Genomic DNA, 23,137 nt, shown 5'->3' on the forward strand with positions numbered 1-23,137 from the left:
AGGCTCTCTATGAGCGCTGTAATGACGCCTGCTGATTTCAATGACTACAAAGTCGCCGATATGTCCCTCGCTGCCTGGGGCCGTCGCGAAACCTTTATCGCCGAATCCGAAATGCCGGCCCTGATGGGCCTGCGTCGCAAGTACGCCGCTGAGCAGCCGCTCAAGGGCGCCAAGATTCTCGGCTGCATCCACATGACCATCCAGACTGCCGTGCTGATCGAAACCCTGGTTGCCCTGGGTGCCGAAGTGCGTTGGTCGTCGTGCAACATCTTCTCGACTCAGGACCAGGCCGCTGCCGCTATCGCTGCTGCCGGTATCCCGGTATTCGCCTGGAAAGGCGAGACTGAAGAAGAGTACGAGTGGTGCCTGGAGCAAACCATCCTCAAAGATGGCGCGCCTTGGGATGCCAACATGATCCTTGACGACGGCGGCGACCTCACCGAGTTGCTGCACAAGAAATACCCGCAGATCCTCGACCGCGTCCACGGCGTGACCGAAGAGACCACCACCGGCGTACACCGCCTGCTGGACATGCTGGCCAAGGGCGAGCTGAAAATCCCGGCCATCAACGTCAACGACTCGGTGACCAAGAGCAAGAACGACAACAAGTACGGCTGCCGTCACAGCCTGAACGATGCGATCAAGCGCGGCACCGACCACCTGCTGTCGGGCAAGCAAGCCCTGGTGATCGGCTACGGTGACGTGGGCAAGGGTTCGTCCCAGTCCCTGCGTCAGGAAGGCATGATCGTCAAGGTCTCCGAAGTTGACCCGATCTGCGCCATGCAAGCCTGCATGGACGGTTTCGAAGTGGTTTCGCCGTTCATCAACGGCCAGAACGACGGCACCTCCGCCTGCATCGACGCAGCCCTGCTGGGCAAGATCGACCTGATCGTCACCACCACCGGTAACGTGAATGTGTGCGATGCGAACATGCTCAAGGCCCTGAAGAAGCGCGCCGTTGTCTGCAACATCGGTCACTTCGACAATGAAATCGACACAGCTTTCATGCGCAAGAACTGGGCATGGGAAGAAGTGAAGCCGCAGGTACACAAGGTTCACCGTACCGGCGCTGGTGATTTCAACCCACAGAACGACGACTACCTGATCCTGCTGGCCGAAGGCCGCCTGGTGAACCTGGGCAACGCCACTGGTCACCCAAGCCGCATCATGGATGGCTCGTTCGCCAACCAGGTGCTGGCGCAGATCTTCCTGTTCGAACAGAAGTACGCCGACCTGTCGCCCGCCCAGAAAGCCGAGCGCCTGACCGTGGAAGTACTGCCCAAGAAACTCGACGAAGAAGTGGCCCTGGAAATGGTCCGCGGCTTCGGCGGCGTCGTGACTCAACTGACCAAGACCCAGGCCGACTACATCGGCGTGACGGTTGAAGGTCCGTTCAAGCCGCACGCTTACCGCTACTGATCGGCCTTGCTGGCGCCGGCTCTTCTGTGGGAGCCGGGCTTGCCCGCGATGCAGACGCCGCGGTGTTCCAGTAACACCGAGCTGATGCTATCGCAGGCAAGCCAGCTCCCACAGAAAGCCAGGCACCCGCATCGATTGCGTATGCCTTCCAGGCTTTCGAGTTTCCAAGGGTATTACCATGTCCCAAGACCGTCGCTACAGCTTCGAGTTCTTCCCGACCAAGACCGATGCTGGGCATGAAAAACTGATGGCCACTGCCAAGCAGTTGGCCAGCTTCAACCCTGACTTCTTCTCCTGCACCTACGGCGCTGGCGGTTCGACCCGTGATCGCACGATCAACACCGTGTTGCAGCTGGAAAGTGAAGTCAAAGTTCCCGCCGCTCCGCATTTGTCCTGCGTGGGCGACAGCAAGGCCGACCTGCGTAGCCTGCTGACCCAATACAAAGCCGCCGGCATCAAGCGCATCGTTGCCCTGCGTGGCGACCTGCCATCGGGTATGGGCATGGCCAGCGGTGAGCTGCGCTACGCCAACGACCTGGTGAGCTTCATCCGCGAAGAAAGTGGCGATCACTTCCATGTCGAAGTAGCCGCTTACCCGGAGATGCACCCCCAGGCGCGCAATTTCGAAGACGATTTGCAGAATTTCGTGCGCAAGGCCAATGCCGGTGCCGACAGCGCAATCACCCAGTATTTCTTCAACGCCGACAGCTACTTCTACTTTGTCGAGCGAGTACGGGCGATGGGCGTGAACATCCCAATCGTGCCGGGCATCATGCCGATCACCAATTACAGCAAGTTGGCGCGCTTCTCCGACGCCTGCGGCGCCGAGATCCCACGCTGGGTGCGCAAGCAACTGGAAGCCTATGGCGATGACGTCAAAAGCATCCAGGCGTTCGGCGAGCAGGTTATCACCGAGATGTGTGAGCAATTGTTGCAAGGTGGTGCACCAGGGTTGCATTTCTATACCCTGAACCAGGCTGAACCCAGCCTTGCCATCTGGAACAACCTCAAGCTGCCACGTTAACGCTTGCCCAGTTGTGCCAAGGCCCTCGTTCTGACGAGGGCCTTTGTCGTTTTACGTTACCCACGGAACCCCGCAGTCCATGAATACAGTGCCCCCGACGTCCCGCCCGCAACTGGTTTACCTGGTCTTCGGCGCCGACACCTACCATCAGGAAGCGGTATTCAGCATCGCCAGCGCACTGGCGTTCCTGCAGGACACACCGGATGCGAACATCGACATCCAGGTATTCAGCGACAACCCCGAGCCCTATCGCTTGCTGCCGGTGCGCGTGCGCCCACTGGACGAAGCCACCCGCAAACGCTGGAGCGAGCCCCACGGTTATCACTTTCGCACCAAGCACGTGGTGCTGCGCCAAGTCCTGCAAGAATCCCCCGTGGCGCTGCTGATCGACACTGACACCTTCTTCCATCATTCGCCCATGGCCCTGTTCGAACGCGTAGAGCCCGGCACCCTGCTGTGCAACGCCTTTTACACCAAGTACGGCGACAACCACGAAAGCATCCTCTACACCGCCCTGCGTCAGCGCCTGCTGGACATGGGCGTGGCCGACGATGACATGATGACTCTCAACTCCGGCGTCATGGGCCTGACCCAACAGGATGCGCACATCCTCGACCGCTCCATCGAGTTGATGGATGAACTGTTCCCCCATGCCCAAGGCGCCTACACCCTGGAAGAGTTCTGCCTGTCGATCGCCGCCTACCGTACCGTAAAGGTGCGCGAGTGCCCGGACCTGATCCACCATTACTGGAGCCGCAAACAGCTGTTCCGGGCCAAGGTCAAGGCGTGGATCGCCAAGCACGCGAGCGCCCCCACCAGTGCGCAGGCCCTGGCCGATACGCGTCAGGTCTCCTCGCACCTGCCGCGCCCGCCGCGTTTGCAGCGCTTGATGTACAAGCTGATCACCCTGCTGCTGCCCAAGCACCAGCAACAATTCATCCGCGAAATCCTTTACGGCTGCTACGAACACGAAAACGAGTTCGACCAGGCCTGCGGTCCGGTCTGGTGGGACAAAGCCCGACAAAACCAGGAAGAACGCCAGAAGCGCCCGCTTGATGCACACCAGTTGGAACACTGGTTTGCCAACCCCCTGGTGCGCCTGATTCTGGGCGAGCGCCGCGCCGCGATCCACGAACACCTGCTGAACGCTCCCGCGAAGTAAGACCGCCCGCCAATGCGCGTGCCAGAGCTTCTCTTTCTTCGGGGAGCGTCGTAACCTCAGGCTATGCCCGTCCTCTTCAAGCTGTTGACCGCTGTGTTTTTTTCTTGCCTGAGCCTGGCCGCTCATGGCGAGAAACTGCGCATTGTCACCGAACCCTGGGCGCCCTATGTCTACGAAGACAACGGCACCATGGCCGGCCTGGATTATGAAACCACCCTGATCGTGTTCCAGCGCCTGGGGGTGGAGGTGCAATGGCAGTTCCTGCCCTGGAAGCGCTGCCTGGCGATGCTCGACCAGGGCCACGCCGACGGCGCGCTGGATATCTTTCACAGCCAGGAGCGCGACGCGTTGCTGCTCTATCCCAGCGAGCCGTTGTCGGAAGTCGAATTCGTTTTGTTCTATGCCAACGAACGCCCTCACCCCGCCGCCACGCTCGACGACCTGCGCGGCCTGACGGTTGGCGTTTCACCTGGTTACCTTTATGGCGACGCGTTCAGTGAGGCCGACACCTTCCAGCGCGAACCCGCCCCCAGCCATGAAGCCAACTTTGGCAAACTCATGCTGGGGCGCGTCGATATGGTGGTGACTGACCGGCGCGTGGGGCACCACGTGATCAAGGCGCTGGGCCTGGAAGGTAAAGTCAGCCAGGCGTCGGTGGTGGTCAGCCGCCAGCAGCAATTCCTTGCGGTACGCCGTGGCGCAGGCATGGACCTGCTGGTGCAACGCTTTGCCGCCGAGCTCAAGCGCTTCAAGCAAGAGCCCGCCTATGCCACATTGAGCGCCAAATATGGGCGGATGCACGAGCAAACAGCCCCCATACCAGCCCCCGAACACGCCGTTGAGCAGCAGGAAAGCAGCGCGCGGTGATTGCTCTGTTATACTGCGGCCTTTCCGCCAGGCTTACGCCCGGCCGCTCGGGTCTTGAAAACGGCACCCAACCCAGCTACTGCGCAGCTTTGCAGCCCGCGCGAGCCGATGGAGTGCCCGCCAGACACAGCAGGACCGGACGGGGTTGCGCTCCCCTAAGCGCCATTCACGCCCGGCAAGATTATCCCTTTGGGCCAAGCCCTAACTAAAACAGGATTACTCATGTCCTTTGCTTCCCTCGGTCTCTCCGAGGCTTTAGTCCGCGCCATCGAGGCAGCGGGCTATACCGAGCCTACTCCGGTGCAACAGCGGGCCATTCCCGCCGTGTTGCAAGGTCGCGACCTGATGGTTGCGGCTCAGACAGGTACTGGTAAAACCGGCGGTTTCGCCCTCCCGATCCTGGAGCGGTTGTTTCCCAACGGTCACCCGGACAAATCCCAACGTCACGGCCCGCGCCAACCGCGGGTACTGGTCCTGACCCCAACCCGCGAACTCGCAGCCCAAGTGCACGACAGCTTCAAGCTGTATGCCCGCGACTTGAAGTTCGTCAGCGCCTGTATCTTCGGCGGCGTCGGCATGAACCCACAGGTTCAGGCCATGTCCCGTGGTGTCGACGTGCTGGTAGCCTGCCCGGGTCGCTTGCTCGACCTGTGCGGCCAAGGCAGCGTCGATTTGTCCCACGTGGAAATCCTCGTGCTGGACGAGGCCGACCGCATGCTCGACATGGGCTTTGTCCATGACGTGAAAAAAGTCCTCGCCCGCCTACCAGCCAAACGGCAGAACCTGCTGTTCTCGGCAACGTTCTCCCAGGACATCACCGCCCTGGCCGGCAAGCTGCTGCATAACCCGGAACGCATCGAAGTCACGCCGCCGAACACCACGGTCGAGCGTATCGAGCAACGCGTGTTCCGCCTGGCCGCCAGCCACAAGCGCTCGCTGCTGGCGCACCTGATCACCCACGGCGCGTGGGAACAGGTGCTGGTGTTCACCCGTACCAAGCACGGCGCCAACCGCCTGGCAGAGTACCTGGACAAGCACGGCCTCACCGCCGTCGCCATCCACGGCAACAAGAGCCAGAACGCACGCACCAAAGCCCTGGCCGACTTCAAGGCCGGCAGCGTGCGTATCCTGGTGGCCACCGATATCGCCGCACGCGGCCTGGATATCGACCAGTTGCCACACGTGGTCAACTTCGAGCTGCCAAACGTCGATGAAGACTATGTGCACCGTATCGGCCGTACCGGCCGTGCCGGTCGTTCGGGCGAGGCCATTTCGTTGGTCGCGCCGGATGAAGAAAAGCTGCTGAAAAGCATCGAACGCATGACCAAGCAGAAAATCGCCGATGGCGACCTGATGGGCTTTGATGCCAGCGCCGTGGAGGCCGAGAAGCCAGAAGCGCGCGAGCGTCCAGACGTGCGCAACCCGCGCAACCCACGTGGTCCGAAGGGCGATGGCCCGAACGGCGGCGGTGGTGGCGGTGGTCGTCGCGACAAAGGCAAGGACAAGGGCAAGGAAAAATCCGCGAGCAGCAGCCGTGGCGAACGCCCGGCCCGTGAGCAGAAGCCCCGTGAAGGCACCCCGGCCCGCGAACAGCGCCAGCCGAGCCAGCCACCACGCGCCGCGGCCGACCGCGCCCCGGACGAGTTCCTTGACGACGATATCGATAACTTCGGTAACCGCGTCGACTACGTGCCCCAGGCCAAACCGGCCCAGGGCCGTGGCCGTCGTCCAGGGGCTCCTGCCCAGGGCGCAGGCGCTCCACGTAGCGGCCAGCCACAGGGCGGTCGCCAGAACGCCCCGCGCAACAGCAGCGGCGGCACCACTGGCACCCCGCCTGCCAAGCGCAGCGGCCCGCGTAATGGCGCACCGCGTGACGGCCAGGCCCGTCGCGAAGATTCACGCAGCAACAACCGCCGCCCTGCCCGTGACGATCAGCCTCGCTCGTCCGAGCCTGCAGTACAAAACCCACGGGGTGGCCCGGCGCCGAAGATCATCCACAAGGAGTCGAAAGCGGATCGCTTCCCGACACCTGAGCAGTTGGATCAACTGCCAGGCCGCCCTCGTGGTGAGAAACCAGCGCTGCTGACTCGCAACCGCGAAGCATAAAAAAAACCCGTATCGTGAGATACGGGTTTTTTTTGCCTGTAGGAGCTAGCTCGCGAAGGTCGTCAACGATAACGCGGGCATCCTGGTTTAACGCGGTGTCCTTGCGGCCTTCGCGAGCAAGCTCGCTCCTACATACGAAGCATTACTTCGCTTTCACACCTTCAAACGTGATGTACAACTGCACGTTGTCAGACTGTGGACCTACGTCCATGCCGTCCTTGTTGAATTCCTTGCGGCTGATGTTGGTGGTGCCTTCGAAGCCGGCACGGTAGCCGCCCCATGGATCCTTGCCTTCGCCCAGGAACGTGGCTTTGACCAGGATCGGCTTGGTCACGCCGTGGAAGGTCAGGTCCCCGGTCACATCAGCAGTCAGCTTGCCGTCAGCATTTTTGCCAGTTGGCTTGACGCTGGTGGAAACGAACTTGGCATCAGGGAATTTGCCCGACTCCAGGAAGTCCTTGCTGTTGACGTGCTTGTCGCGCTCGGCGTGGTTGGAGAACACGCTGGCAGTACGCACGTTGACTTCAATCTTGGCGTCTTCGGGCTTGGCGGCGTCAAAGCTGAACTTGCCATCCAGGTCCTTGAAGGTACCGGTGATGTAGCTGTAGCCCAGGTGGCTGATTTTGAAGTCGACGAAGGCGTGCTGGCCTTCCTTGTCGATTACGTAGTCAGCGGCCATCGCCGAACCTGCGGACAGCAGGGCAGAACCGATTGCCAGCGCAGCGAGTGTTTTTTTCAACATGCTTTCTATTCCTTGTGAGTCGAGGTTGAACATCAGGCTTTGCGTCCCAGCATTCGCGCAAGGGTCGCATCACGATCGATAAAATGGTGTTTCAGGGCCGCCACGCCGTGCAAGCCGGCGAAGACCACCAACACCCAGGCCAGGTACAGGTGCACCCAACCCGCGGTATCTGCCTGGTCCGGTAGACCGGAAACCACGGCAGGAATTTCAAACAGGCCAAACACCGGGATACCGACACCGTCTGCGGTGGAAATCAGGTAACCGGCAATCATCACGGCAAACAGCCCGACATAAAGGAACGCGTGCCCAAACGCGGCGCCGATCCGCGTCATGCGGCTATAGCTGGCCAGTGGTGGCGGCGGCGGGCTGACCAGGCGCCAGACGATCCGCACCAGCATGATGGCGAACAGCGTGATGCCAATGCTCTTGTGCAAGTCGGGCGCATCTTTGCGCCAGGCGCTGTAGTAATCGAGACCGACCATCCACAAGCCCAGGGCAAATAAACCGAACACCACCAGGGCTACGCCCCAGTGCAGAACCATGCTGACCCAACCATAGCGGGCCGGCGAATTACGTAGCTGCATGTACTTAATCCCGTAAGAACTGTGCCCAAGACTAGCGCTTTACCTATCGAATTAAAGCGGAAAATTTTGCTTTGAAATATCGAGAAATACGATAAAGAGGCTAGGCATCATAAATTAACAAGGGATTAAGACTATCCCTGGGAAACGTGACAGACCGTCCTGCATTTACTGCGAATTTCCCCACAATGGCTTGTGACCCGAGCCACCATTGCATAGGCTTGCGCGATTGTTTCGCCTGTGCCCGCCGCAGGACCGCTTCGAGGAGATCACCGATGGGCTTGAACAACCAGTGGATGCAACGCGACCTCGCGGTGCTGTGGCATCCCTGCACCCAGATGAAAGACCATCAGCAACTGCCGCTGGTGCCCATCAAGCGCGGTGAAGGCGTATGGCTGGAAGACTTCGAAGGCAAGCGCTACCTCGATGCCGTCAGTTCCTGGTGGGTCAACGTATTCGGCCACGCCAACCCGCGTATCAACCAGCGCATCAAGGACCAGGTCGATCAGCTTGAACACGTGATCCTCGCTGGTTTCAGCCATCAACCGGTGATCGAGTTGTCCGAACGCCTGGTCGCGATGACGCCCGAAGGGCTGACCCGCTGCTTCTACGCCGATAACGGTTCGTCCTGCATCGAAGTGGCGCTGAAGATGAGCTTCCACTACTGGCTCAACCGCGGCCAGCCGAACAAAAAGCGCTTTGTCACCCTCACCAACAGCTACCACGGCGAAACCATCGCCGCGATGTCGGTGGGCGACGTGCCGCTGTTTACCGAGACCTACAAGGCGCTGCTACTCGACACGATCAAAGTGCCGAGCCCGGACTGCTACCTGCGCCCCGAAGGCATGAGCTGGGAAGAACACTCGCGCACCATGTTCCTGGCCATGGAACAGACCCTGGCCGACCACCACGACAGCGTTGCCGCCGTGATTGTCGAGCCACTGATCCAGGGCGCCGGTGGCATGAGGATGTACCACCCGGTGTACCTCAAGCTGCTGCGCGAAGCCTGCGACCGCTACGGCGTGCACCTGATCCACGACGAAATCGCCGTGGGCTTCGGCCGCACCGGCAGTATGTTTGCCTGTGAACAAGCCGGCATCCGCCCGGACTTCCTGTGCTTGTCCAAGGCCCTTACCGGCGGTTACCTGCCGCTGGCGGCGGTGGTTACCACGGAAGACGTCTACAGCGCGTTCTACGATGACTACCCTACACTGCGCGCCTTCCTGCACTCCCACAGCTACACCGGCAACCCGCTGGCCTGTGCGGCGGCGTTGGCAACGCTGGATATCTTTGAAGAAGACAACGTCATCGAGAACAACAAGGCCCTGGCCCAGCGCATGGCGACCGCCACCGTGCACTTGGTGGACCATCCTCACGTGTCGGAAGTGCGCCAGACCGGCATGGTGCTGGCTATCGAGATGGTGCAGGACAAAGCCACCAAGGCCGCCTACCCGTGGCAGGAGCGCCGTGGCCTGAAGGTCTTCGAGCACGCGCTGGAGCGCGGTGCGCTGCTGCGGCCGTTGGGCAGCGTGGTGTATTTCCTGCCGCCTTATGTAATTACCCCCGAGCAGATCGACTTTCTGGCCGAGGTGGCCAGCGAGGGGATCGATATCGCCACCAACAGCAAGGTCAGTGTGGCGGTGCCGAAAGATTTCCATCCAGGCTTCCGTGATCCGGGTTGATTGCCTAAATCCTTGTAGGAGCGAGCTTGCTCGCGAAGGCATTCCAGGCGCGCCGCTGCGCCTACATAAACTTCTTCAGAGAACAGAAATGAGACTGTCCCGCTTTTTCACCGACCCCCCGCTGAGCCTCGGCGATCACGAACTGCCCGAAGCCCAGGCGCATTACATCAGCCGTGTGTTGCGCATGGGTGAAGGCGATGCCGTGCAACTGTTCGACGGCTCTGGCCAGGAGTTTAGTGGCACCTTGCTGGAAGTCGGTAAAAAACGCGTCACCGTGCAACTCACCGATAGCTTTGCCGGCCAAGCCGAATCGCCCCTGCATATTCACCTCGGCCAGGGCCTGTCCCGGGGCGAGCGCATGGACTGGGCGATCCAGAAGGCCACTGAATTGGGCGTCAACGCGATCACACCGATCTTCAGCGACCGCTGCGAGGTACGCCTCAAGGACGAACGCGCCGACAAGCGCTTGCTGCACTGGCGCCAGGTGGCAATCAGCGCGTGCGAGCAATGTGGGCGCTCAACGGTGCCGGTGATTCACCCTCCGCTCTTGCTGGCAGACTGGCTCAAGCAAACCGAGGCGGACTTGAAGCTGGTGCTGCACCCGGTGGCAGAGCCGATGATCAGCCACGCCAAGCCATCGAGCCTGGCGTTCTTGATCGGTCCCGAAGGGGGGCTCACCGATAATGAAGTCGCGACCGCCCAAGACGCCGGCTGCCACGCCGCTCGCCTCGGCCCGCGGGTGTTGCGTACCGAGACCGCCCCCGTCGTCGCACTCTCCGTCGCCCAACAACTCTGGGGCGACTTCTAACCTCACCCTGTAAACCCAATCAACTGTGGGAGCTGGCTTGCCTGCGATAGCGGTGTTTCAGGCAGTTAATTTACAACTGACAGACCGCTATCGCAGGCAAGCCAGCTCCTACAGTTTTATCGGGTTACCCAAGGCTTACTCCACTGGGTCACTCACCGGCTTGGCGATGATCGCTTTCAACTCGCTGGTCATCGGGAACTCCAGGTTCAAGCCCTTGGGCGGAATCGGCTGCTCGAACCAGCGCTGGTAAATCCCGTTGATCTCTCCCGAGCGGTACAGCTCGCCCAGGGTTTCGTTGACCACCGCGAGAAACTGCGGGTCATCCTTGCGCACCATGCAGCTGTAAATCTCCCGTGATTGCTCCTCGCCCACCACCACCCAATGATGCGGGTCCTTGGCCTTGGCGCGCTCGCCGTAGAGCAACGCGTCGTCCATATAAAACGCTACGGCCCGGCCAGTCTCGAGCATCTTGAACGCTTCGCCATGGTCCTTGGCGCTGATCACGAACATATTGGCTTTGTGTTCAGCGTTATAACTTTTGAGGAAGCGCTCATTGGTGGTGCCGGCAGTGGTCACCACATTTTTGCCCGCTAGGTCGGCAAAGCCTTTGATCCCGCTGTCCTTGGCCGTCAGCAACTGGCCTTTTACGTAGATAAACCCGTAGGAGAACGCCACTTGCTTCTGCCGTTCAGCCGTCACGCCGGTTGAGCCGCATTCCAGATCGACAGTGCCGTTCTGCACCAGCGGGATGCGGGTTTGGGACGTCACCAGGTTGTATTTCACCTTGAGGTCGCCCACTGAGGTTTTCTGCTGGATACGCTCGACAATCTTGTTTGCCAGGTCCACCGAGTAGCCCATCGGTTTACCACTGCTATCCCCCACGTAGGAAAACGGCACCGACGCATCGCGGTAACCCAGGGTGATGGACTTGGCGCTGGCGATCTTGCTCAAAGTGCCCGCCAGCGGCGCTTCGGTTGCATGCGCCTGCGCGCCCCACAAAAAGCCCAGGGTGCAGCCGGTCAACAGGATCTTTTTCATTGTTATTCTCCGTTGGTCTTTGAGGTTATTTACGTACTGCAATCACGCTGATTTCCACCAGCACACTCGGCCGCGCCAGCTCTGCTTGCAAGGTAGTGCGCGTGGGCGCCATGCCTGGCGAGAGCCATGCGGACCAGACATCATTCATCGGTGCAAAACCGGCACCGATGTCCTTCAGGTAAATCGTGGCGTTGAGTAAGTGATCCTTATCGCTGCCCGCCTCGGCCAACAGCGCGTCGATCCTGGCCAGCACTTGCCGGGTCTGAGTAGCCACATCCAGGCCGTCGCCCGGTACCTGGCCCGAAAGGAACACCAGGTCCTTGAACGTCACGGCGCCGCTGAGTCGTTCGTTGCTATTGATTCGGGTAATGGTCATGGCTGCATCCTCAAGCGGCGCGGGGCGTCAGGCCCTGCATATCAATGGAAGGGGGGCGCTGGTCGATCAGCTCGGCCAGCAGTTGGCCGCTGCCGCAGGCCAGGGTGAAGCCCAGTGCGCCATGCCCCAGATTCAGCCACAGGTTGCGGTAGGCGCTGGCACCGATCAATGGCACGCCCGTCGGTGTTGCCGGGCGCATACCGGCCCATTCGACCGCCTGGGCGTAGTCACCGGCCAAAGGAAACGTTTCCAGCGCCTGACGCTTTATCAACGCCAGGCGCTTGGGCTCAAGACGCGCATCAAAGCCGACAATATCCACCATGGCCGCGATCCGCAGTTGCTCACCTATGCGTGCATAGACGATCTTGCGGTCGTAGTCGGTGATGCTTACGTTCGGTGCTTTGTGCTGCTCGCCGATCGGCACGCTCAGGCTGTAGCCCTTGAGCGGATACAGCGCCAGCGACAAGCGCGGCAATGCCAGCTCGGCACTGCGATGCCCGGCAGCCAATACCAGTTGATCGACCGGCATCACTTCATGGCCCAACTCGATGGCCTGCACCGCACCGTCGGCGTGACGAACCCCGGTAACCTTGCGCCCCAGCAAAAATGTGCAACGCCCGGACGCTTCCAACCTGGCGGCCAGGCGTTGGCAAAAGGCATGACAGTCCGCAACTTCTTCACTGGGCGTATAGATGCCTCCGACAAAATCCCGCGCCGCCAAGGAAGGTTCCAGGCGCTGGCAGTCGGCCATCGACAGTACCTGCTGCTGCAGGATGTCTGTGACGTTGGCGCGCGCACGCTCAAAGGTCCCGGCATTACGGAAGGTCACCAGCTTGCCGTTGCACCGCCAGTCGAAGCCGTCCAGCCGATCGTCGACACGCCATTGCTGCAAGGTGCCTTGGCTCAGGCTCGCCAGCCGCAGCAAGTGGGCAGCGTTGCGCTTGTTCACCGAGCCCCGGCATGCGCCGACGAATGCAGCCATCCAGCGCCATTGCCGGGGGTCGAGGCGAGGGCGCAGCTTGAGCGGAGAGTCCCCACGCAACAGCCACCCCATCGCCTGCAGCGGCACGCCCGCGTCGGCCAGCGGTGCAACATAGCGATAGGACAGCTGCCCACCGTTGGCGAAACTGGTTTCGCTCCCCAGGGTGTCACGGGCGTCTATCACCGTGACCTCGTGGCCTGCCCGCACCAGTGCGTAAGCACTGGCCAGGCCGATGACCCCACCACCGATGATGCAAACCTGCCTCGCCATCCCAGCCCCCGACCGTTGATTAACTGAAGGCCAAGCGTAGGCGCAGGTGACAGGCCACCGACAATGAATAAAGATGGGTCACCTATAAACAAAGGTTATGGACCTGCCATGCGCTTGCGTCATATCGAAATTTTCCAGGCCATTCGCCAGACTGGCTCGATCAGTGCCGCCGCGCAGTTGCTGCACGTCTCGCAACCGGCGGTGACCAAAGTGTTGCAGCACGCCGAACTGCAGCTGGGCTTTGCGCTGTTTCTGCGTGTACGCGGCAAATTGCAACCCACGCCGGAAGCCCTGGCGCTGGAACGCGAAGTCGAGAAAGTCACCGAGAGCTTGCAAGGTGTACGGCGCCTGGCCAAGAGCCTGCGCCGCGCCCCAGGGCAAAGCGTACGCATTGGTGCGATACCCGCGCTGGCCTTGTCGCTGCTGCCTCCAGCGATTCTGGAATGGAAGCGCGAATACCCCGACATGGCTTGCGAGCTGTCCAGCGACCATAGCCGTGAGCTGGTCCAGAAGCTGTTAATGCGCGAAATCGACCTGGCGCTGACCCTCAATTTTTCCGGCCATCCGGGGTTGACCACACAGGTGCTGGCCAATGGCGTACTGGTTGCATTGGCGTCCAAGGGCTATTGGTCGGCGGCTGAAATCAACCGGCCATTGCCACTGAGCGAACTGGCGGGCGCGCCATTGATCGGGCTCTCCAGTGCCGATCCGCTGGCGACCAAGCTGGACAGCTACCTGGAGAACGTTGATCCACCGCCACGGGTGACCATCTCGGTGCAAACCTATTCCCTGGCCCGGGCGATGGTGGAGTCCGGCGCCGGCTTGACGGTGATCGACCCTTTTACCGCCCTCGGCGCATCGACGGCAACCACCTGTATCCGCACCCTCACGCCCCCCCTGCCGATCACCCTCTACGCCCTGACCCGCGGCGATGAGCCACCGCCGCATATGCTGGCCAAGCTGCTGCAGATTTTCGGCAATCGTGCCCGTGAGTTGCTCGAGCGCCTTTAAAGAGCAGCCACCAGCATTCACAGCACGTAATGCATGATCGCCACAAAATGCAGGAGGCTGCCGCCAATCACAAACAAATGCCAGATGCCATGGGAATGACGCAGGCGATCTTCCAGGGCAAAAAAGATGATGCCCACGGTGTACAACACCCCACCCGCGGCCAACCAGATAAACCCTGCCGTGCCCAGCGCCGCGATCAGCGGCTTGACCGCCACCAGCACGATCCAGCCCATTACCGCGTAGATCACGATGGACAGAATCCGCGCCTCCGAGCGCGGCTTGATCTCTTGCAGGATGCCAATCACCGCCAGCCCCCACACGATCCCGAACAGCGTCCAGCCCCACGGCCCGCGCAGGCTTACCAGGCAGAACGGTGTGTAGCTGCCGGCGATCAACAGGTAGATCGAGAAGTGATCGACCTTCTGCATGATCTCTTTTCGCCGCCCCCGCACGCTGTGGTACACCGTCGACGCGCTGTACAGCACCATCAGGGTAAAACCATAAATCGCCACGCTGACGATTTTCCAGGGGCTGCCGTCCAGGCTCGCCACCACCAACATCCACACGGCGCCAATACACGCCGCGACTGCACCGAGCAAATGGCTCCAGGCGTTGAACCGTTCCCCGTGATACATCTATCGTTGACCTCCCCTCACCGTTGACGACTGTCGGCAAGCCTCCAGTCTTGCGTATCAGAGTGCAAGCGGCGTGTGACGTTCCAGCGACGAGGGCCGCGTTTGCAGGCACAATCGAGCGCAATCGAACAAGAGCCCAAGGCCATGCTGATCGACGAAGAATTCACCCTCAAAAAGCTGGAGATCTTCCTGGCGTTCATGCGCACCGGCAACCTGGCCCGCGCGGCCGCCGAGTTGCAAACCAGCAATGTCAGCGTGCACCGCGCCATTCACTCCCTGGAAAGTGCCCTGCGCTGCCCGCTGTTCAAACACGAGGGGCGCAACCTCACCCCGCTGGAAAGCGCCTACGTGCTCGAAGAGCGTGCGCAAAAACTGGTGGCCGACGTGGTCGACAGCGTGCGCCTGACCCGCGAAGCCGCCGGGTTCTCAGCCGAACGCTTCAAGCTCGGCTCGCTGTATTCGCTGACGGTCAAGACCGTGCCGCAGTTGATCATGGGTCTGAAAATCAGGCGCAGCGAACTCAATATCGACCTGATCCTGGGCTCCAACTTCGACCTGCTCTACAAGCTCAAGAACATGGAGGTGGACGCGATCCTCATCTCCCTAGACGATCACGCCACCGATTCGGATTGTGAGCAGATCGCGCTGTTCAGCGATGACATCTTCCTTGCCACGCCGGCCGACTCCCCCTTGGACCGCAATCAGGAAATCGACCTGGCCGATGTACGGGATGCCACCTTCATCACCCTCACCCAGGGCTTCGCCACCCATCAGGACGGCAACCGGGTGTTTAAACAGGCAGGGTTCGAACCGAAGGTGGCGATGCAGGTAAACGACATCTTTACCTTGCTGAGCATGGTCAGTTCAGGGGTGGGTTATGCGCTGCTGCCAGGACGTATCGCAGCGGTGTATGAGAACCGCGTGAAGCTGATACCGCTGCAGCCCAGGTATCGGTTGCAGCAGCAGATCGGTGTGGTGTTTTTGAAAGCCAAGGAGCGCGATCCGAACCTGCTGGCGTTATTGGCGGAGTGTCGGATGTATGCCAATCGCCAAAGCTGAGGACGATTGCTCCCACGCTCTGCGTGGGAGCGCAGCTTAGGACGCTCCGCGTCCGCTTTTTGACCGTGACGCAGAGCGTCACAAGAGGCGTTCCCACGCGGAGCGTGGGAACAATCATCCCCCGTCAGCCCACCAACCCACGCATCAGCAAAAACAACAACGACGGCCCCAACAAACACCCCAGCGCCGTATAGAACGCCGCCGTCAGACACCCATAAGGCACCAGCTTCGGATCAGTCGCCGCCAGGCCGCCCGCCACACCGCTGGAGGTGCCCATCAAGCCACCGAAGATCACCGCACTGCGTGGGTTGTTCAGCCCGATCAGCGGCGCTACGAACGGCGTCATCACCATCACCAGAATGGCCTTGATCAACCCCGCGGCAATGGACAGCGCCATCACCTCGGAGCTGGCCCCAATCGCCGCACCGGTCACCGGGCCGACGATATAGGTCACGGCCCCGGCACCGATGGTGGTGAGGCTCACCGCATCGGTGTACCCGAACGCCATCGCCACCCCGACCCCGGCAACGAACGACGAGCCCACGCCGACAAACAGCGCCAGTACACCCACGTAGCCGGCGCGTTTGAGCTCATCGACACTCACACCAAACGCCGTGGCGACAATGGCAAAGTCCCGCAACATCGCACCACCGAGCAGGCCGATGCCCGACAACAGCGGAATATCCACCACACCCTTGGAACCACCGGTAAACGCACCGCCCACATACGACAGCGCCAACCCCAGCAAAATGGCAATGGCCGAACCATGCAGGCGGCCCTTGGTGAAGGTATCGGAGATCCAATAAGACACCCACATGGTCAGGCCGATCACGGCGAAACCACTGATCAAGCCGTAGCCGGTGATCACTTTCATCATCGATTCGTACATGGCGATCACCCGGCGTCTTTGGTGGGAACAGGAGCAACCGGCTCGCGGTTACCGATACGCACCAGCACGGGCACCAGGGCAAAGCCGAGCACCACGGCGAGGGTCCCGGCCAGAATCGCCATAGGCCCACCGCTGATGGCGCCATACACGTTTTGCTGGGCAGCCATCGCCACCACAATCGGGATATACACCGCCGCCCAGAAACTCACGCCTTGCTCTGACTTGCCGGTAAACAGGCCGCGTTTGCTCAGGTAGCTGCCCAGGCCGATCAACAGCAGCATGGCAATACCCACCCCGCCGACGTTGGCCGGGATACCCAACAGCTTGCCCAGCAGTTCACCCACCAACAGCCCTGCCAACGTGCAGAACGCCAAAAAAGCCACACCGTAGATAATCATGGTTGTTGTCCTCAAAGTGCTCGTTCGAAATTGTTGTTTTTGTGCTTCGAAAGCCTCGGGTACTGCGTTATCGGTGGCGGCGCTCCTCCTCTTGCAGCAGGGCCTGCAAGGTGTCCAGGCGGGCGCCTTCGCAGGCGATCACCGTGCCTTGTTCAAAAACACGGCGTGACAGACCGGTGAGCACCGCGCCCGGAGGCAGTTCGATTTGCAGTCGCACACCGCGCTCGTAGGCGCTCTGCACCGTGCCGCGCCAATCGACAACACGGCACATATTGAAGGCCAGGTCGTCACGCAGTTGTTCGGGGTTGTGGATAGGTCGCGCGCGGGTGCTGCTCAGGTAAGTGATGCGCGGCGCCTTGAGTGGGACGAAGGCTTGGAACAGAGCCTGGGCGGGTTGCTCCAGCAACGGGCAGTGAGACGGCACGCTGACCGCCAAGCGCTTGGCGACACCGTTGCCTTTGATGCGCTCGGCAACCCGCTTCATCCCCTCGTTGCTGCCGGCGATGACGGTCTGGTTATCGGCATTGATATTGGCCAGGTACACCGGCGTTTGCGCGTTGTGGATATCCGCCAGCAGCGCTTCGACGCTGGACAGATCAGGGCCGATCAGCGCGGTCATGCCATAGCCCTGTGGATAAGCCTGCTGCATCAACTCGCCACGCAGGCTGACCAGTTTTATCGCATCAGCAAAACCCAGGGAGCCGGCGATCACCGCAGCCGGGTAGGCGCCGATGGACAGGCCCGCCACATAATCCGGCGTGCACGCCAATTGCCGGGCATGGGCCACGCCGGCGATCAACAGGCACAGTTGCACAGCCCGCGTCGATTCCAGCGCCTGCGCCGAGTCGAGCAGACGAACGTCTTCACCCAGGGCATCACTGGCCTCTTGCAGAATGTCGGCCGGCAACCCCTGGAGCATGCCGCTGCGTTGGGCGCCCTGCCCCGGAAACACCAGAAGGCTGCTCATGCCACGGTCTGCCAAGGGTCGAGCACAAGGTGCGCACCGCTGACGGTCTTGAGCAGTACACGGCGTGAGGGCCCGGCCCATTCGCGCAAGGCGACGGCGCCGAACGGGGTTTGCAGTTGCAGGTCGACGGCGCAGGGCGCGGTGTCCAGGATCGCCAACAACGCTTGCGCCTCGCTACGACCTAAAGGATTGGGCGTGCATAGAATCAAATCCAGGTCACTGTTGGCATGCAGCGCTTCAATGCCACTGGCCAATTCAAACCCGGCACTGCCGCTGACGCCCCAGTCTTGCTGCGCCAGCACCGGCCGCAGTTGATCGAGGGCCCGCAGCGCCGGTAAATCCCGTGGTGAGAGCATCTCGCGCAAGGCTTGCGGCACCACCCGCCGATGCACCGCCGCCACAGGCATCCGGGCGGCAAAACGCTGCTCACGCAAACGCCCACGCACACCGACCGCCACATGGCCCGGCTCGGCGATGGCACGCCGCACCACCACCGGATGCCCGGCACGGATCGCGTCCCGCACCCAGACCGGGGCATCGGCAGGCAGATGCGCCAGGGTCATGCCCCAGAGCAAATCGTGGGCGTTCACCATTGCTCCCGCAACAGCTGGCGCACATGGCTGGAGGCGGCTCGGTTGGTGGCGCCGAGGCGTGAACTCAAGTCGGTACTGCCGATATCCTTGACCGCCTGCACCAGGCAATCGCTGACCCGCGCCACGTCATCCGCCGTGGGTTGTTCAATCCGGGTGACTGACAACGTCTCCCACAGCAATCCCAGGCTGGCATAGCTGTCGATGTCATAGGCCATCGGCGGCACGCTGGCGGCCAGGGTTTCCAATTCTTCGACGCTGCGCAAGGTCACCCGGGCGGCCGAGGCTTTGCCCATGGCATGCACCATCACGCCAGGGTCGCGCAGGGCAATCAGCCGATTGGCCTGGTAGCCGTGGGCGAGGAACGCGCCCGACATGGCCTTGCCCACCAGCAGGGCGATCACCGGGTGGCCGGCAAGCCGAGCGCGAGCGTAGCTGTCAGCCGCGGCGGCCAGGGCCTGATGAATGCCCAGGGCTTCTTCGCGGCGGCCATAGGCTTGGCTGGGTACGTCGACGATAGCGATGATAGGACGCTTGTCACCCCGGGCGATGGCTTCGTCCACCGCCTTGGCCAAGCCCCAGCCTTCCAGCAGGCCGACTTCGCCATTGCGGGCGCGGGGGAAGCGGTTGTGCGAGTCGGGAACCACGGCGATATAGCGCACCGCCTGTCCACCCAATACTCCATCCGCCACTTTCAATGAGCCCGGCAAACCTTCCACCGGCGTTGCGTTGGCGCTCAACGCGTTGAACCACTGCAAGCCTCTCATGAGCGTTCTCCCTGATACAGCGCGCGAACAGTCGCCGGCTCGATTTGCGCGCTCGCGTCCAGTTCGGCCAGGCGCGCCAGGTAAAAATCAGCGCGCCGGCTGCGCGGTTGTGTGGGCACGCCCTGCTGCAGCAGTGCGCTGACAGTCTGCTGGATCTGCGCCACATCGTCCGCCACATAACGGTCGGCCAAGCCGCTGTTGAAACGCTGCTCGCCACCGGTAAGGCTCCAGATAAAGGGGCGGTCACGGGAGTCGTATTCCTCCAGGCCCGCCTCCTGCTCGATCACCTGTGGGCCATTCAAGCCCAGGCGTGCTTCGCGAGTGACCACCAGGTAGCTGCACAAGCCAGCCGCGATGGACATGCCCCCAAAGCAACCGACACTGCCGGCCACCACACCGATCACTGGCTGGTACTGGCGCAGGTCGACAATCGCCGCGTGAATGTCGGCAATGGCAGCCAGGCCCAGGTTGGCTTCCTGCAAGCGCACGCCGCCCGTTTCCAGCAGTAGCACCGCGCAGGTGGGGATGCCGTTGCGGTTGTCTTCGGCGGCCAGCTCCAAGGCGCCCGCGATTTTCGCACCGCCAACTTCACCCAGGCTGCCGCCCTGGAAATTACCTTCGATCGCGGCAATCACCACAGGCTTGGCGCCGATGCTGCCCTTGGCGATCACCACACCGTCATCGGCCTGGGGCACCACGCCTTGGCGGCTGAGCCACGGCGACATGACCCGCTGGAACGGGTCGATCAACTCGCGGAAGGTGCCTGCATCCAACAGCGCCTTGGCGCGCTGGCGGGCACCGAGTTCCACAAAGCTGTGTTTAGCGAGTAGGTCAGTCATGGCCGATCTCCTCGAAACCTTGCTCCAGGCGCAAGCGCACCACACCGGGTGTGGCACCGAAGTCGTGGATATCAATGTTCAGGGCCGGTGGCGTCTGCTCCTGGAAGATGCGTTCGAACAGGTGCTGCCAGCGTTGCTGCGCGCCATTGACCGAGGTTTGCACCTGGATGGTCAAGCTGCCGGGCGTGCCCGGCTCCAGCAGCACTTCCAGGTCGCCCGAGCCGACGCAACCCACCAGCGCACGGCCTTTGGGGGGCTGCCCGGCGGGGAATTCAAAGGACAAGGTTTCCATCACAACGCTCCGTCGAGGCGGTCGATAAACAGGCAGGCGGCCAACAGGTCGGCGGCGCCGCCGGGGGAGGCATTCAAGGCCAGCAGTTGCAGGTCCAGCTCATGCAGTTGGCGGCGTCCGGCCAGGGTTGCACTGCCACCGGCGTCGAGCACGGCTTGGGCGCCCTGTTGCATGGTAGCCAGGCCTTCGGTACCGGCGCGGTAGAGCACGCAGGTGTCTGCCAGGTCCGTCATGATCGCCAGCAAAGCATCCAGGCGGGCGTTCTGCTCACCGGCGTTTTCGCGGCGGCTCTTATGCAGTTGCGGCAGGCCGCGTTGAATCACCGAAGGGAAGCCGAGCTGGGCTTCTTCACGGGCACCGCGTGCGCCGTAGCGCTGCGCAACCTGGGCCCCATGGCTCATGGGCTGCGGGGCGAAGCGGTCGTTGAGCAGGGCCAGCTTGGCGGCGGTCAGGGTTATGGCACGGGGCTCCAAGGCCGCGGCAGCGGTGAGCAACCCCAGCGCCCAGATCGCACCGCGATGGGTGTTCACGCCCTGGGTAGTGGCGAGCATGGCCTGCTCGCCTTCCCGGCCAATACGCCCGAGCGCTTCGCGCAGGGGCATGCCGACTTCGCCAATATCGAGCGCAGCCTCGGCCATTTCCTTGAACATCGGCCACAGCGACAGCGCCGAGGCGTGCATCAGCCCCAGGTGCAAATCGCTGTGGGCGCCGTTGCCGCGCCGGTCTACCAGAGCGGGTTTGGGCGACAAATCCGCTTCGTCGATCAGCGCATCCACGGCCATATCCGCCAGGCGATCGGCCAGGCTCAGTTCATGCTGTTTGAGTGCGCGCATTTACCAGCTCCTGAATTTGACGGGCGGGTTGTAGAGGCCACCAGACCAGTCCACCAAGTCGGCCACGCTCTTGGCGGCCAACAACTCGCGGGTGGCGTCGGTGCGGCGAATACCCAAATCTTCGGGCAAGGCAATCAAGCCTTCGCGGCGCATACGCGCAGTGTCCTTGGGGTTGTGACGCAGGCCGATAGCTGTCACCCCGGCGACGGCGGCGATCATTGCCTGGCGTTCTTCCAGGGAGCGCGCCTTGTACAGGTAGGCGATGCCTTCTTCGGTGAGCAAGTGGGTGACGTCGTCGCCGTAGATCATGATGGGCGCCAGGGGCATGCCGCTTTTGCGGGCCACTTCCACTGCGTCCAAGGTGTCGACAAAGGTCGGTTTGCCGCCTTCCTGGAAGGTCTCGACCATTTGCACCACGAGTTTTTTGCCGCGTTCAAGCAAGGCTTCGGGGGCATCGTCGTGGCGCATATCCAGCCAGGCCGGTGTGCCATGACGGCGGCCGCGTGGGTCGTGGCCCATGTTCGGCGCGCCACCGAAACCGGCGAGGCGGCCACGGGTCACGGTGCTGGAATGCCCGTCGCCATCGACTTGCAGGGTGGCGCCGATAAACAGGTCCACGGCGTATTGGCCGGCGAGTTGGCAGAACATGCGGTTGGAGCGCATGGAGCCATCGCGGCCGGTGAAGAACACATCCGGGCGTGCGGCAATGTAGTTTTCCATGCCCAGTTCGGTGCCGAAGCAATGCACACTCTCCACCCAACCGCTTTCAATCGCCGGGATCAATGTGGGGTGCGGGTTGAGGGTCCAGTTGCGGCAGATCTTGCCTTTCAGACCCAGGGATTCGCCGTAGGTGGGCAGGATCAATTCGATGGCAGCAGTGTTGAAGCCGATGCCATGGTTGAGCGACTGCACATTGTGTTTTTCGTAGATGCCACGGATCGCCATCATCGCCATCAACACATGCACCGGCTTGATATGGCGTGGGTCGCGGGTGAACAGCGGCTCGATGTAGAACGGCTTGTCGGCCACCACCACGAAATCCACCCAACTGGCGGGAATGTCGACGCGAGGCAAGTCGGTAACGTCGTCCACCAACTGGTTGACCTGCACGATGACGATGCCATCGCTGAAGGCAGCGGGTTCGATCAGCGCCGGGGTGTCTTCGGTGCTGGCGCCAGTGTAGATATTGCCGGCGCGGTCAGCCATGAAGCCGGCAGAAAGCACCACGTTGGGGATCAGGTCCACCACCAGCCGGGCGTAAAGTTCGATGTAGGTGTGGATCGCGCCGATTTCCAGCAGGCCGTCTTCCAGCAACTGGCTGATGCGCAGGGATTGGGTGCCGGCGAAGGAGAAATCGAGCTTGCGAGCGATGCCCTTTTCAAACAGGTCCAAGTGCTCGGAACGCCCGACGCTGGGCATGATCATGTGCAAATCGTGGAGCTTGGCCGGGTCGGCCTTGGCCAGGGAGCGCGAAAGGAAGTCGGCCTGCTTCTGGTTGTTGCCCTCCAGCACCACGCGGTCGCCGGGAAGGATCAAGGCTTCAAGGGCCTCGACGATCTTGTCACTGGGCAACACCGCCCCGTCTGCATACTGTTTGACCAGCCCGAGCCGCCGCTGCTTCTCGTCGCGCCGCCGCGTCCAGCGCGAGTCGGGGGTGATGGTTGTTGTCATGGTCGCTCCACGGGGGGTTGCTGTCGTGGGGCTAACCTTAGGAGTGAAGCGCAAAGGCATCAATCAAGCTGGAGGACGAACCGTTACGCCTGGAGTAACGAAGATCAAACTGTGGGAGCTGGCTTGCCT

General features: G+C 61.8%; 24 protein-coding genes. 9 read left to right on the top strand and 15 right to left on the bottom strand.

What is annotated here, in order from left to right:
• Positions 1–9: 9 nt before the first annotated feature.
• From ahcY to BMH52_RS11900, 5 genes are all read left to right on the top strand, one after another.
• On the top strand, positions 10–1,419 hold the full coding sequence (gene ahcY, locus BMH52_RS11880) for an adenosylhomocysteinase (protein WP_073843804.1): 1,410 nt from the start codon (positions 10–12) through the stop codon (positions 1,417–1,419).
• Positions 1,420–1,597: 178 nt separating this feature from the next.
• A complete protein-coding gene (gene metF, locus BMH52_RS11885; protein ID WP_014720294.1) occupies positions 1,598–2,443 on the top strand; it encodes a methylenetetrahydrofolate reductase [NAD(P)H] in 846 nt (281 codons plus the stop codon).
• 79 nt (positions 2,444–2,522) lie between these two features.
• Positions 2,523–3,605 (top strand): hypothetical protein, encoded by a 1,083-nt coding sequence (locus BMH52_RS11890; protein WP_019817436.1) that lies wholly within the window; start codon positions 2,523–2,525, stop codon positions 3,603–3,605.
• 63 nt (positions 3,606–3,668) lie between these two features.
• Positions 3,669–4,472 (top strand): ABC transporter substrate-binding protein, encoded by an 804-nt coding sequence (locus BMH52_RS11895; protein WP_073843806.1) that lies wholly within the window; start codon positions 3,669–3,671, stop codon positions 4,470–4,472.
• Positions 4,473–4,694: 222 nt separating this feature from the next.
• On the top strand, positions 4,695–6,578 hold the full coding sequence (locus BMH52_RS11900; protein ID WP_072435387.1) for a DEAD/DEAH box helicase: 1,884 nt from the start codon (positions 4,695–4,697) through the stop codon (positions 6,576–6,578).
• Between the two features lie 142 nt (positions 6,579–6,720).
• Here BMH52_RS11900 and BMH52_RS11905 read toward each other — a convergent pair whose 3' ends face one another.
• On the bottom strand, positions 6,721–7,320 hold the full coding sequence (locus tag BMH52_RS11905) for a YceI family protein (protein ID WP_014720298.1): 600 nt from the start codon (positions 7,318–7,320) through the stop codon (positions 6,721–6,723).
• A 32-nt stretch (positions 7,321–7,352) separates the two neighbouring features.
• A complete protein-coding gene (locus BMH52_RS11910; protein ID WP_014720299.1) occupies positions 7,353–7,904 on the bottom strand; it encodes a cytochrome b in 552 nt (183 codons plus the stop codon).
• A 272-nt stretch (positions 7,905–8,176) separates the two neighbouring features.
• Between BMH52_RS11910 and BMH52_RS11915 the strand changes: the two genes are divergently transcribed.
• Positions 8,177–9,583, top strand: coding sequence for an adenosylmethionine--8-amino-7-oxononanoate transaminase (locus BMH52_RS11915; RefSeq protein WP_072435386.1), 1,407 nt, complete (start codon positions 8,177–8,179; stop codon positions 9,581–9,583).
• A gap of 88 nt (positions 9,584–9,671) precedes the next feature.
• Positions 9,672–10,391: a 16S rRNA (uracil(1498)-N(3))-methyltransferase gene (locus BMH52_RS11920; RefSeq protein WP_073843808.1), complete on the top strand. Its 720-nt coding sequence runs from the start codon at positions 9,672–9,674 to the stop codon at positions 10,389–10,391.
• A 135-nt stretch (positions 10,392–10,526) separates the two neighbouring features.
• Here BMH52_RS11920 and BMH52_RS11925 read toward each other — a convergent pair whose 3' ends face one another.
• The 3 genes from BMH52_RS11925 to BMH52_RS11935 are packed head-to-tail and all read right to left on the bottom strand — an operon-like array spanning position 10,527 to position 13,057.
• Entirely contained in the window at positions 10,527–11,429 is a 903-nt protein-coding gene (locus BMH52_RS11925; protein ID WP_019817737.1) for a transporter substrate-binding domain-containing protein, read from the bottom strand.
• Between the two features lie 25 nt (positions 11,430–11,454).
• Complete coding sequence (locus tag BMH52_RS11930; RefSeq protein ID WP_014720303.1) at positions 11,455–11,805, bottom strand: RidA family protein; 351 nt, start codon at positions 11,803–11,805, stop codon at positions 11,455–11,457.
• Between the two features lie 10 nt (positions 11,806–11,815).
• On the bottom strand, positions 11,816–13,057 hold the full coding sequence (locus BMH52_RS11935) for a D-amino acid dehydrogenase (protein ID WP_014720304.1): 1,242 nt from the start codon (positions 13,055–13,057) through the stop codon (positions 11,816–11,818).
• Between the two features lie 108 nt (positions 13,058–13,165).
• Between BMH52_RS11935 and BMH52_RS11940 the strand changes: the two genes are divergently transcribed.
• On the top strand, positions 13,166–14,068 hold the full coding sequence (locus tag BMH52_RS11940; protein WP_058410812.1) for a LysR family transcriptional regulator: 903 nt from the start codon (positions 13,166–13,168) through the stop codon (positions 14,066–14,068).
• Between the two features lie 17 nt (positions 14,069–14,085).
• Here BMH52_RS11940 and BMH52_RS11945 read toward each other — a convergent pair whose 3' ends face one another.
• Positions 14,086–14,703, bottom strand: coding sequence for a hemolysin III family protein (locus BMH52_RS11945; RefSeq protein WP_020301905.1), 618 nt, complete (start codon positions 14,701–14,703; stop codon positions 14,086–14,088).
• A gap of 144 nt (positions 14,704–14,847) precedes the next feature.
• On the opposite strand from BMH52_RS11945, the gene BMH52_RS11950 reads away from it, so the two are divergent.
• Positions 14,848–15,762 (top strand): LysR substrate-binding domain-containing protein, encoded by a 915-nt coding sequence (locus BMH52_RS11950; protein ID WP_060766828.1) that lies wholly within the window; start codon positions 14,848–14,850, stop codon positions 15,760–15,762.
• Positions 15,763–15,886: 124 nt separating this feature from the next.
• Here BMH52_RS11950 and madM read toward each other — a convergent pair whose 3' ends face one another.
• The 9 genes from madM to mdcA all read right to left on the bottom strand — a co-directional run bounded on the left by madM (position 15,887) and on the right by mdcA (position 23,008).
• Positions 15,887–16,651, bottom strand: coding sequence for a malonate transporter subunit MadM (gene madM / locus BMH52_RS11955; protein ID WP_003195023.1), 765 nt, complete (start codon positions 16,649–16,651; stop codon positions 15,887–15,889).
• 5 nt (positions 16,652–16,656) lie between these two features.
• On the bottom strand, positions 16,657–17,049 hold the full coding sequence (gene madL, locus BMH52_RS11960) for a malonate transporter subunit MadL (RefSeq protein WP_020301908.1): 393 nt from the start codon (positions 17,047–17,049) through the stop codon (positions 16,657–16,659).
• 67 nt (positions 17,050–17,116) lie between these two features.
• Positions 17,117–18,016 (bottom strand): malonate decarboxylase subunit epsilon, encoded by a 900-nt coding sequence (gene mdcH / locus BMH52_RS11965; protein WP_058410813.1) that lies wholly within the window; start codon positions 18,014–18,016, stop codon positions 17,117–17,119.
• Positions 18,013–18,609, bottom strand: a complete 597-nt coding sequence (locus BMH52_RS11970; protein WP_072435382.1) for a malonate decarboxylase holo-ACP synthase — start codon at positions 18,607–18,609, stop codon at positions 18,013–18,015. The genes mdcH and BMH52_RS11970 overlap by 4 nt, the downstream gene beginning before the upstream one ends.
• Positions 18,603–19,373 (bottom strand): biotin-independent malonate decarboxylase subunit gamma, encoded by a 771-nt coding sequence (gene mdcE, locus BMH52_RS11975; protein ID WP_072435381.1) that lies wholly within the window; start codon positions 19,371–19,373, stop codon positions 18,603–18,605. Before mdcE ends, BMH52_RS11970 begins: the two co-directional genes overlap by 7 nt.
• Positions 19,370–20,212, bottom strand: coding sequence for a biotin-independent malonate decarboxylase subunit beta (locus tag BMH52_RS11980; protein WP_072435380.1), 843 nt, complete (start codon positions 20,210–20,212; stop codon positions 19,370–19,372). Before BMH52_RS11980 ends, mdcE begins: the two co-directional genes overlap by 4 nt.
• Entirely contained in the window at positions 20,205–20,504 is a 300-nt protein-coding gene (locus BMH52_RS11985; protein ID WP_060766832.1) for a malonate decarboxylase subunit delta, read from the bottom strand. Before BMH52_RS11985 ends, BMH52_RS11980 begins: the two co-directional genes overlap by 8 nt.
• Positions 20,504–21,337, bottom strand: coding sequence for a triphosphoribosyl-dephospho-CoA synthase (locus BMH52_RS11990; protein ID WP_073843810.1), 834 nt, complete (start codon positions 21,335–21,337; stop codon positions 20,504–20,506). The genes BMH52_RS11985 and BMH52_RS11990 overlap by 1 nt, the downstream gene beginning before the upstream one ends.
• Positions 21,338–23,008 carry a malonate decarboxylase subunit alpha gene (gene mdcA / locus BMH52_RS11995; RefSeq protein WP_073843812.1) on the bottom strand — a complete coding sequence of 557 codons (1,671 nt, stop codon included), beginning with the start codon at positions 23,006–23,008 and terminating at the stop codon, positions 21,338–21,340. It abuts the gene before it with no gap.
• Positions 23,009–23,137 lie beyond the last annotated feature (129 nt).

The sequence above is a fragment of the Pseudomonas sp. BTN1 genome (genome assembly GCF_001907715.1).
Classification (GTDB): Bacteria; Pseudomonadota; Gammaproteobacteria; order Pseudomonadales; family Pseudomonadaceae; genus Aquipseudomonas; species Aquipseudomonas paracarnis.

Bases quoted from the DNA above. Each gene is read 5' to 3' on its own strand.
- ahcY (WP_073843804.1), top strand. From the start codon at position 10: ATGAGCGCTGTAATGACGCCTGCTGATTTCAATGACTACAAAGTCGCC.
- BMH52_RS11910 (WP_014720299.1), bottom strand. From the start codon at position 7,904: ATGCAGCTACGTAATTCGCCGGCCCGCTATGGTTGGGTCAGCATGGTT.
- BMH52_RS11970 (WP_072435382.1), bottom strand. From the start codon at position 18,609: ATGGTGAACGCCCACGATTTGCTCTGGGGCATGACCCTGGCGCATCTG.
- BMH52_RS11920 (WP_073843808.1), top strand. From the start codon at position 9,672: ATGAGACTGTCCCGCTTTTTCACCGACCCCCCGCTGAGCCTCGGCGAT.
- BMH52_RS11985 (WP_060766832.1), bottom strand. From the start codon at position 20,504: ATGGAAACCTTGTCCTTTGAATTCCCCGCCGGGCAGCCCCCCAAAGGC.
- BMH52_RS11940 (WP_058410812.1), top strand. From the start codon at position 13,166: ATGCGCTTGCGTCATATCGAAATTTTCCAGGCCATTCGCCAGACTGGC.
- BMH52_RS11950 (WP_060766828.1), top strand. From the start codon at position 14,848: ATGCTGATCGACGAAGAATTCACCCTCAAAAAGCTGGAGATCTTCCTG.
- BMH52_RS11935 (WP_014720304.1), bottom strand. From the start codon at position 13,057: ATGGCGAGGCAGGTTTGCATCATCGGTGGTGGGGTCATCGGCCTGGCC.
- metF (WP_014720294.1), top strand. From the start codon at position 1,598: ATGTCCCAAGACCGTCGCTACAGCTTCGAGTTCTTCCCGACCAAGACC.
- BMH52_RS11980 (WP_072435380.1), bottom strand. From the start codon at position 20,212: ATGACTGACCTACTCGCTAAACACAGCTTTGTGGAACTCGGTGCCCGC.
- BMH52_RS11930 (WP_014720303.1), bottom strand. From the start codon at position 11,805: ATGACCATTACCCGAATCAATAGCAACGAACGACTCAGCGGCGCCGTG.
- mdcA (WP_073843812.1), bottom strand. From the start codon at position 23,008: ATGACAACAACCATCACCCCCGACTCGCGCTGGACGCGGCGGCGCGAC.
- madM (WP_003195023.1), bottom strand. From the start codon at position 16,651: ATGTACGAATCGATGATGAAAGTGATCACCGGCTACGGCTTGATCAGT.
- BMH52_RS11945 (WP_020301905.1), bottom strand. From the start codon at position 14,703: ATGTATCACGGGGAACGGTTCAACGCCTGGAGCCATTTGCTCGGTGCA.
- mdcE (WP_072435381.1), bottom strand. From the start codon at position 19,373: ATGAGAGGCTTGCAGTGGTTCAACGCGTTGAGCGCCAACGCAACGCCG.
- mdcH (WP_058410813.1), bottom strand. From the start codon at position 18,016: ATGAGCAGCCTTCTGGTGTTTCCGGGGCAGGGCGCCCAACGCAGCGGC.
- BMH52_RS11890 (WP_019817436.1), top strand. From the start codon at position 2,523: ATGAATACAGTGCCCCCGACGTCCCGCCCGCAACTGGTTTACCTGGTC.
- BMH52_RS11905 (WP_014720298.1), bottom strand. From the start codon at position 7,320: ATGTTGAAAAAAACACTCGCTGCGCTGGCAATCGGTTCTGCCCTGCTG.
- BMH52_RS11895 (WP_073843806.1), top strand. From the start codon at position 3,669: ATGCCCGTCCTCTTCAAGCTGTTGACCGCTGTGTTTTTTTCTTGCCTG.
- BMH52_RS11990 (WP_073843810.1), bottom strand. From the start codon at position 21,337: ATGCGCGCACTCAAACAGCATGAACTGAGCCTGGCCGATCGCCTGGCG.
- madL (WP_020301908.1), bottom strand. From the start codon at position 17,049: ATGATTATCTACGGTGTGGCTTTTTTGGCGTTCTGCACGTTGGCAGGG.
- BMH52_RS11900 (WP_072435387.1), top strand. From the start codon at position 4,695: ATGTCCTTTGCTTCCCTCGGTCTCTCCGAGGCTTTAGTCCGCGCCATC.
- BMH52_RS11925 (WP_019817737.1), bottom strand. From the start codon at position 11,429: ATGAAAAAGATCCTGTTGACCGGCTGCACCCTGGGCTTTTTGTGGGGC.
- BMH52_RS11915 (WP_072435386.1), top strand. From the start codon at position 8,177: ATGGGCTTGAACAACCAGTGGATGCAACGCGACCTCGCGGTGCTGTGG.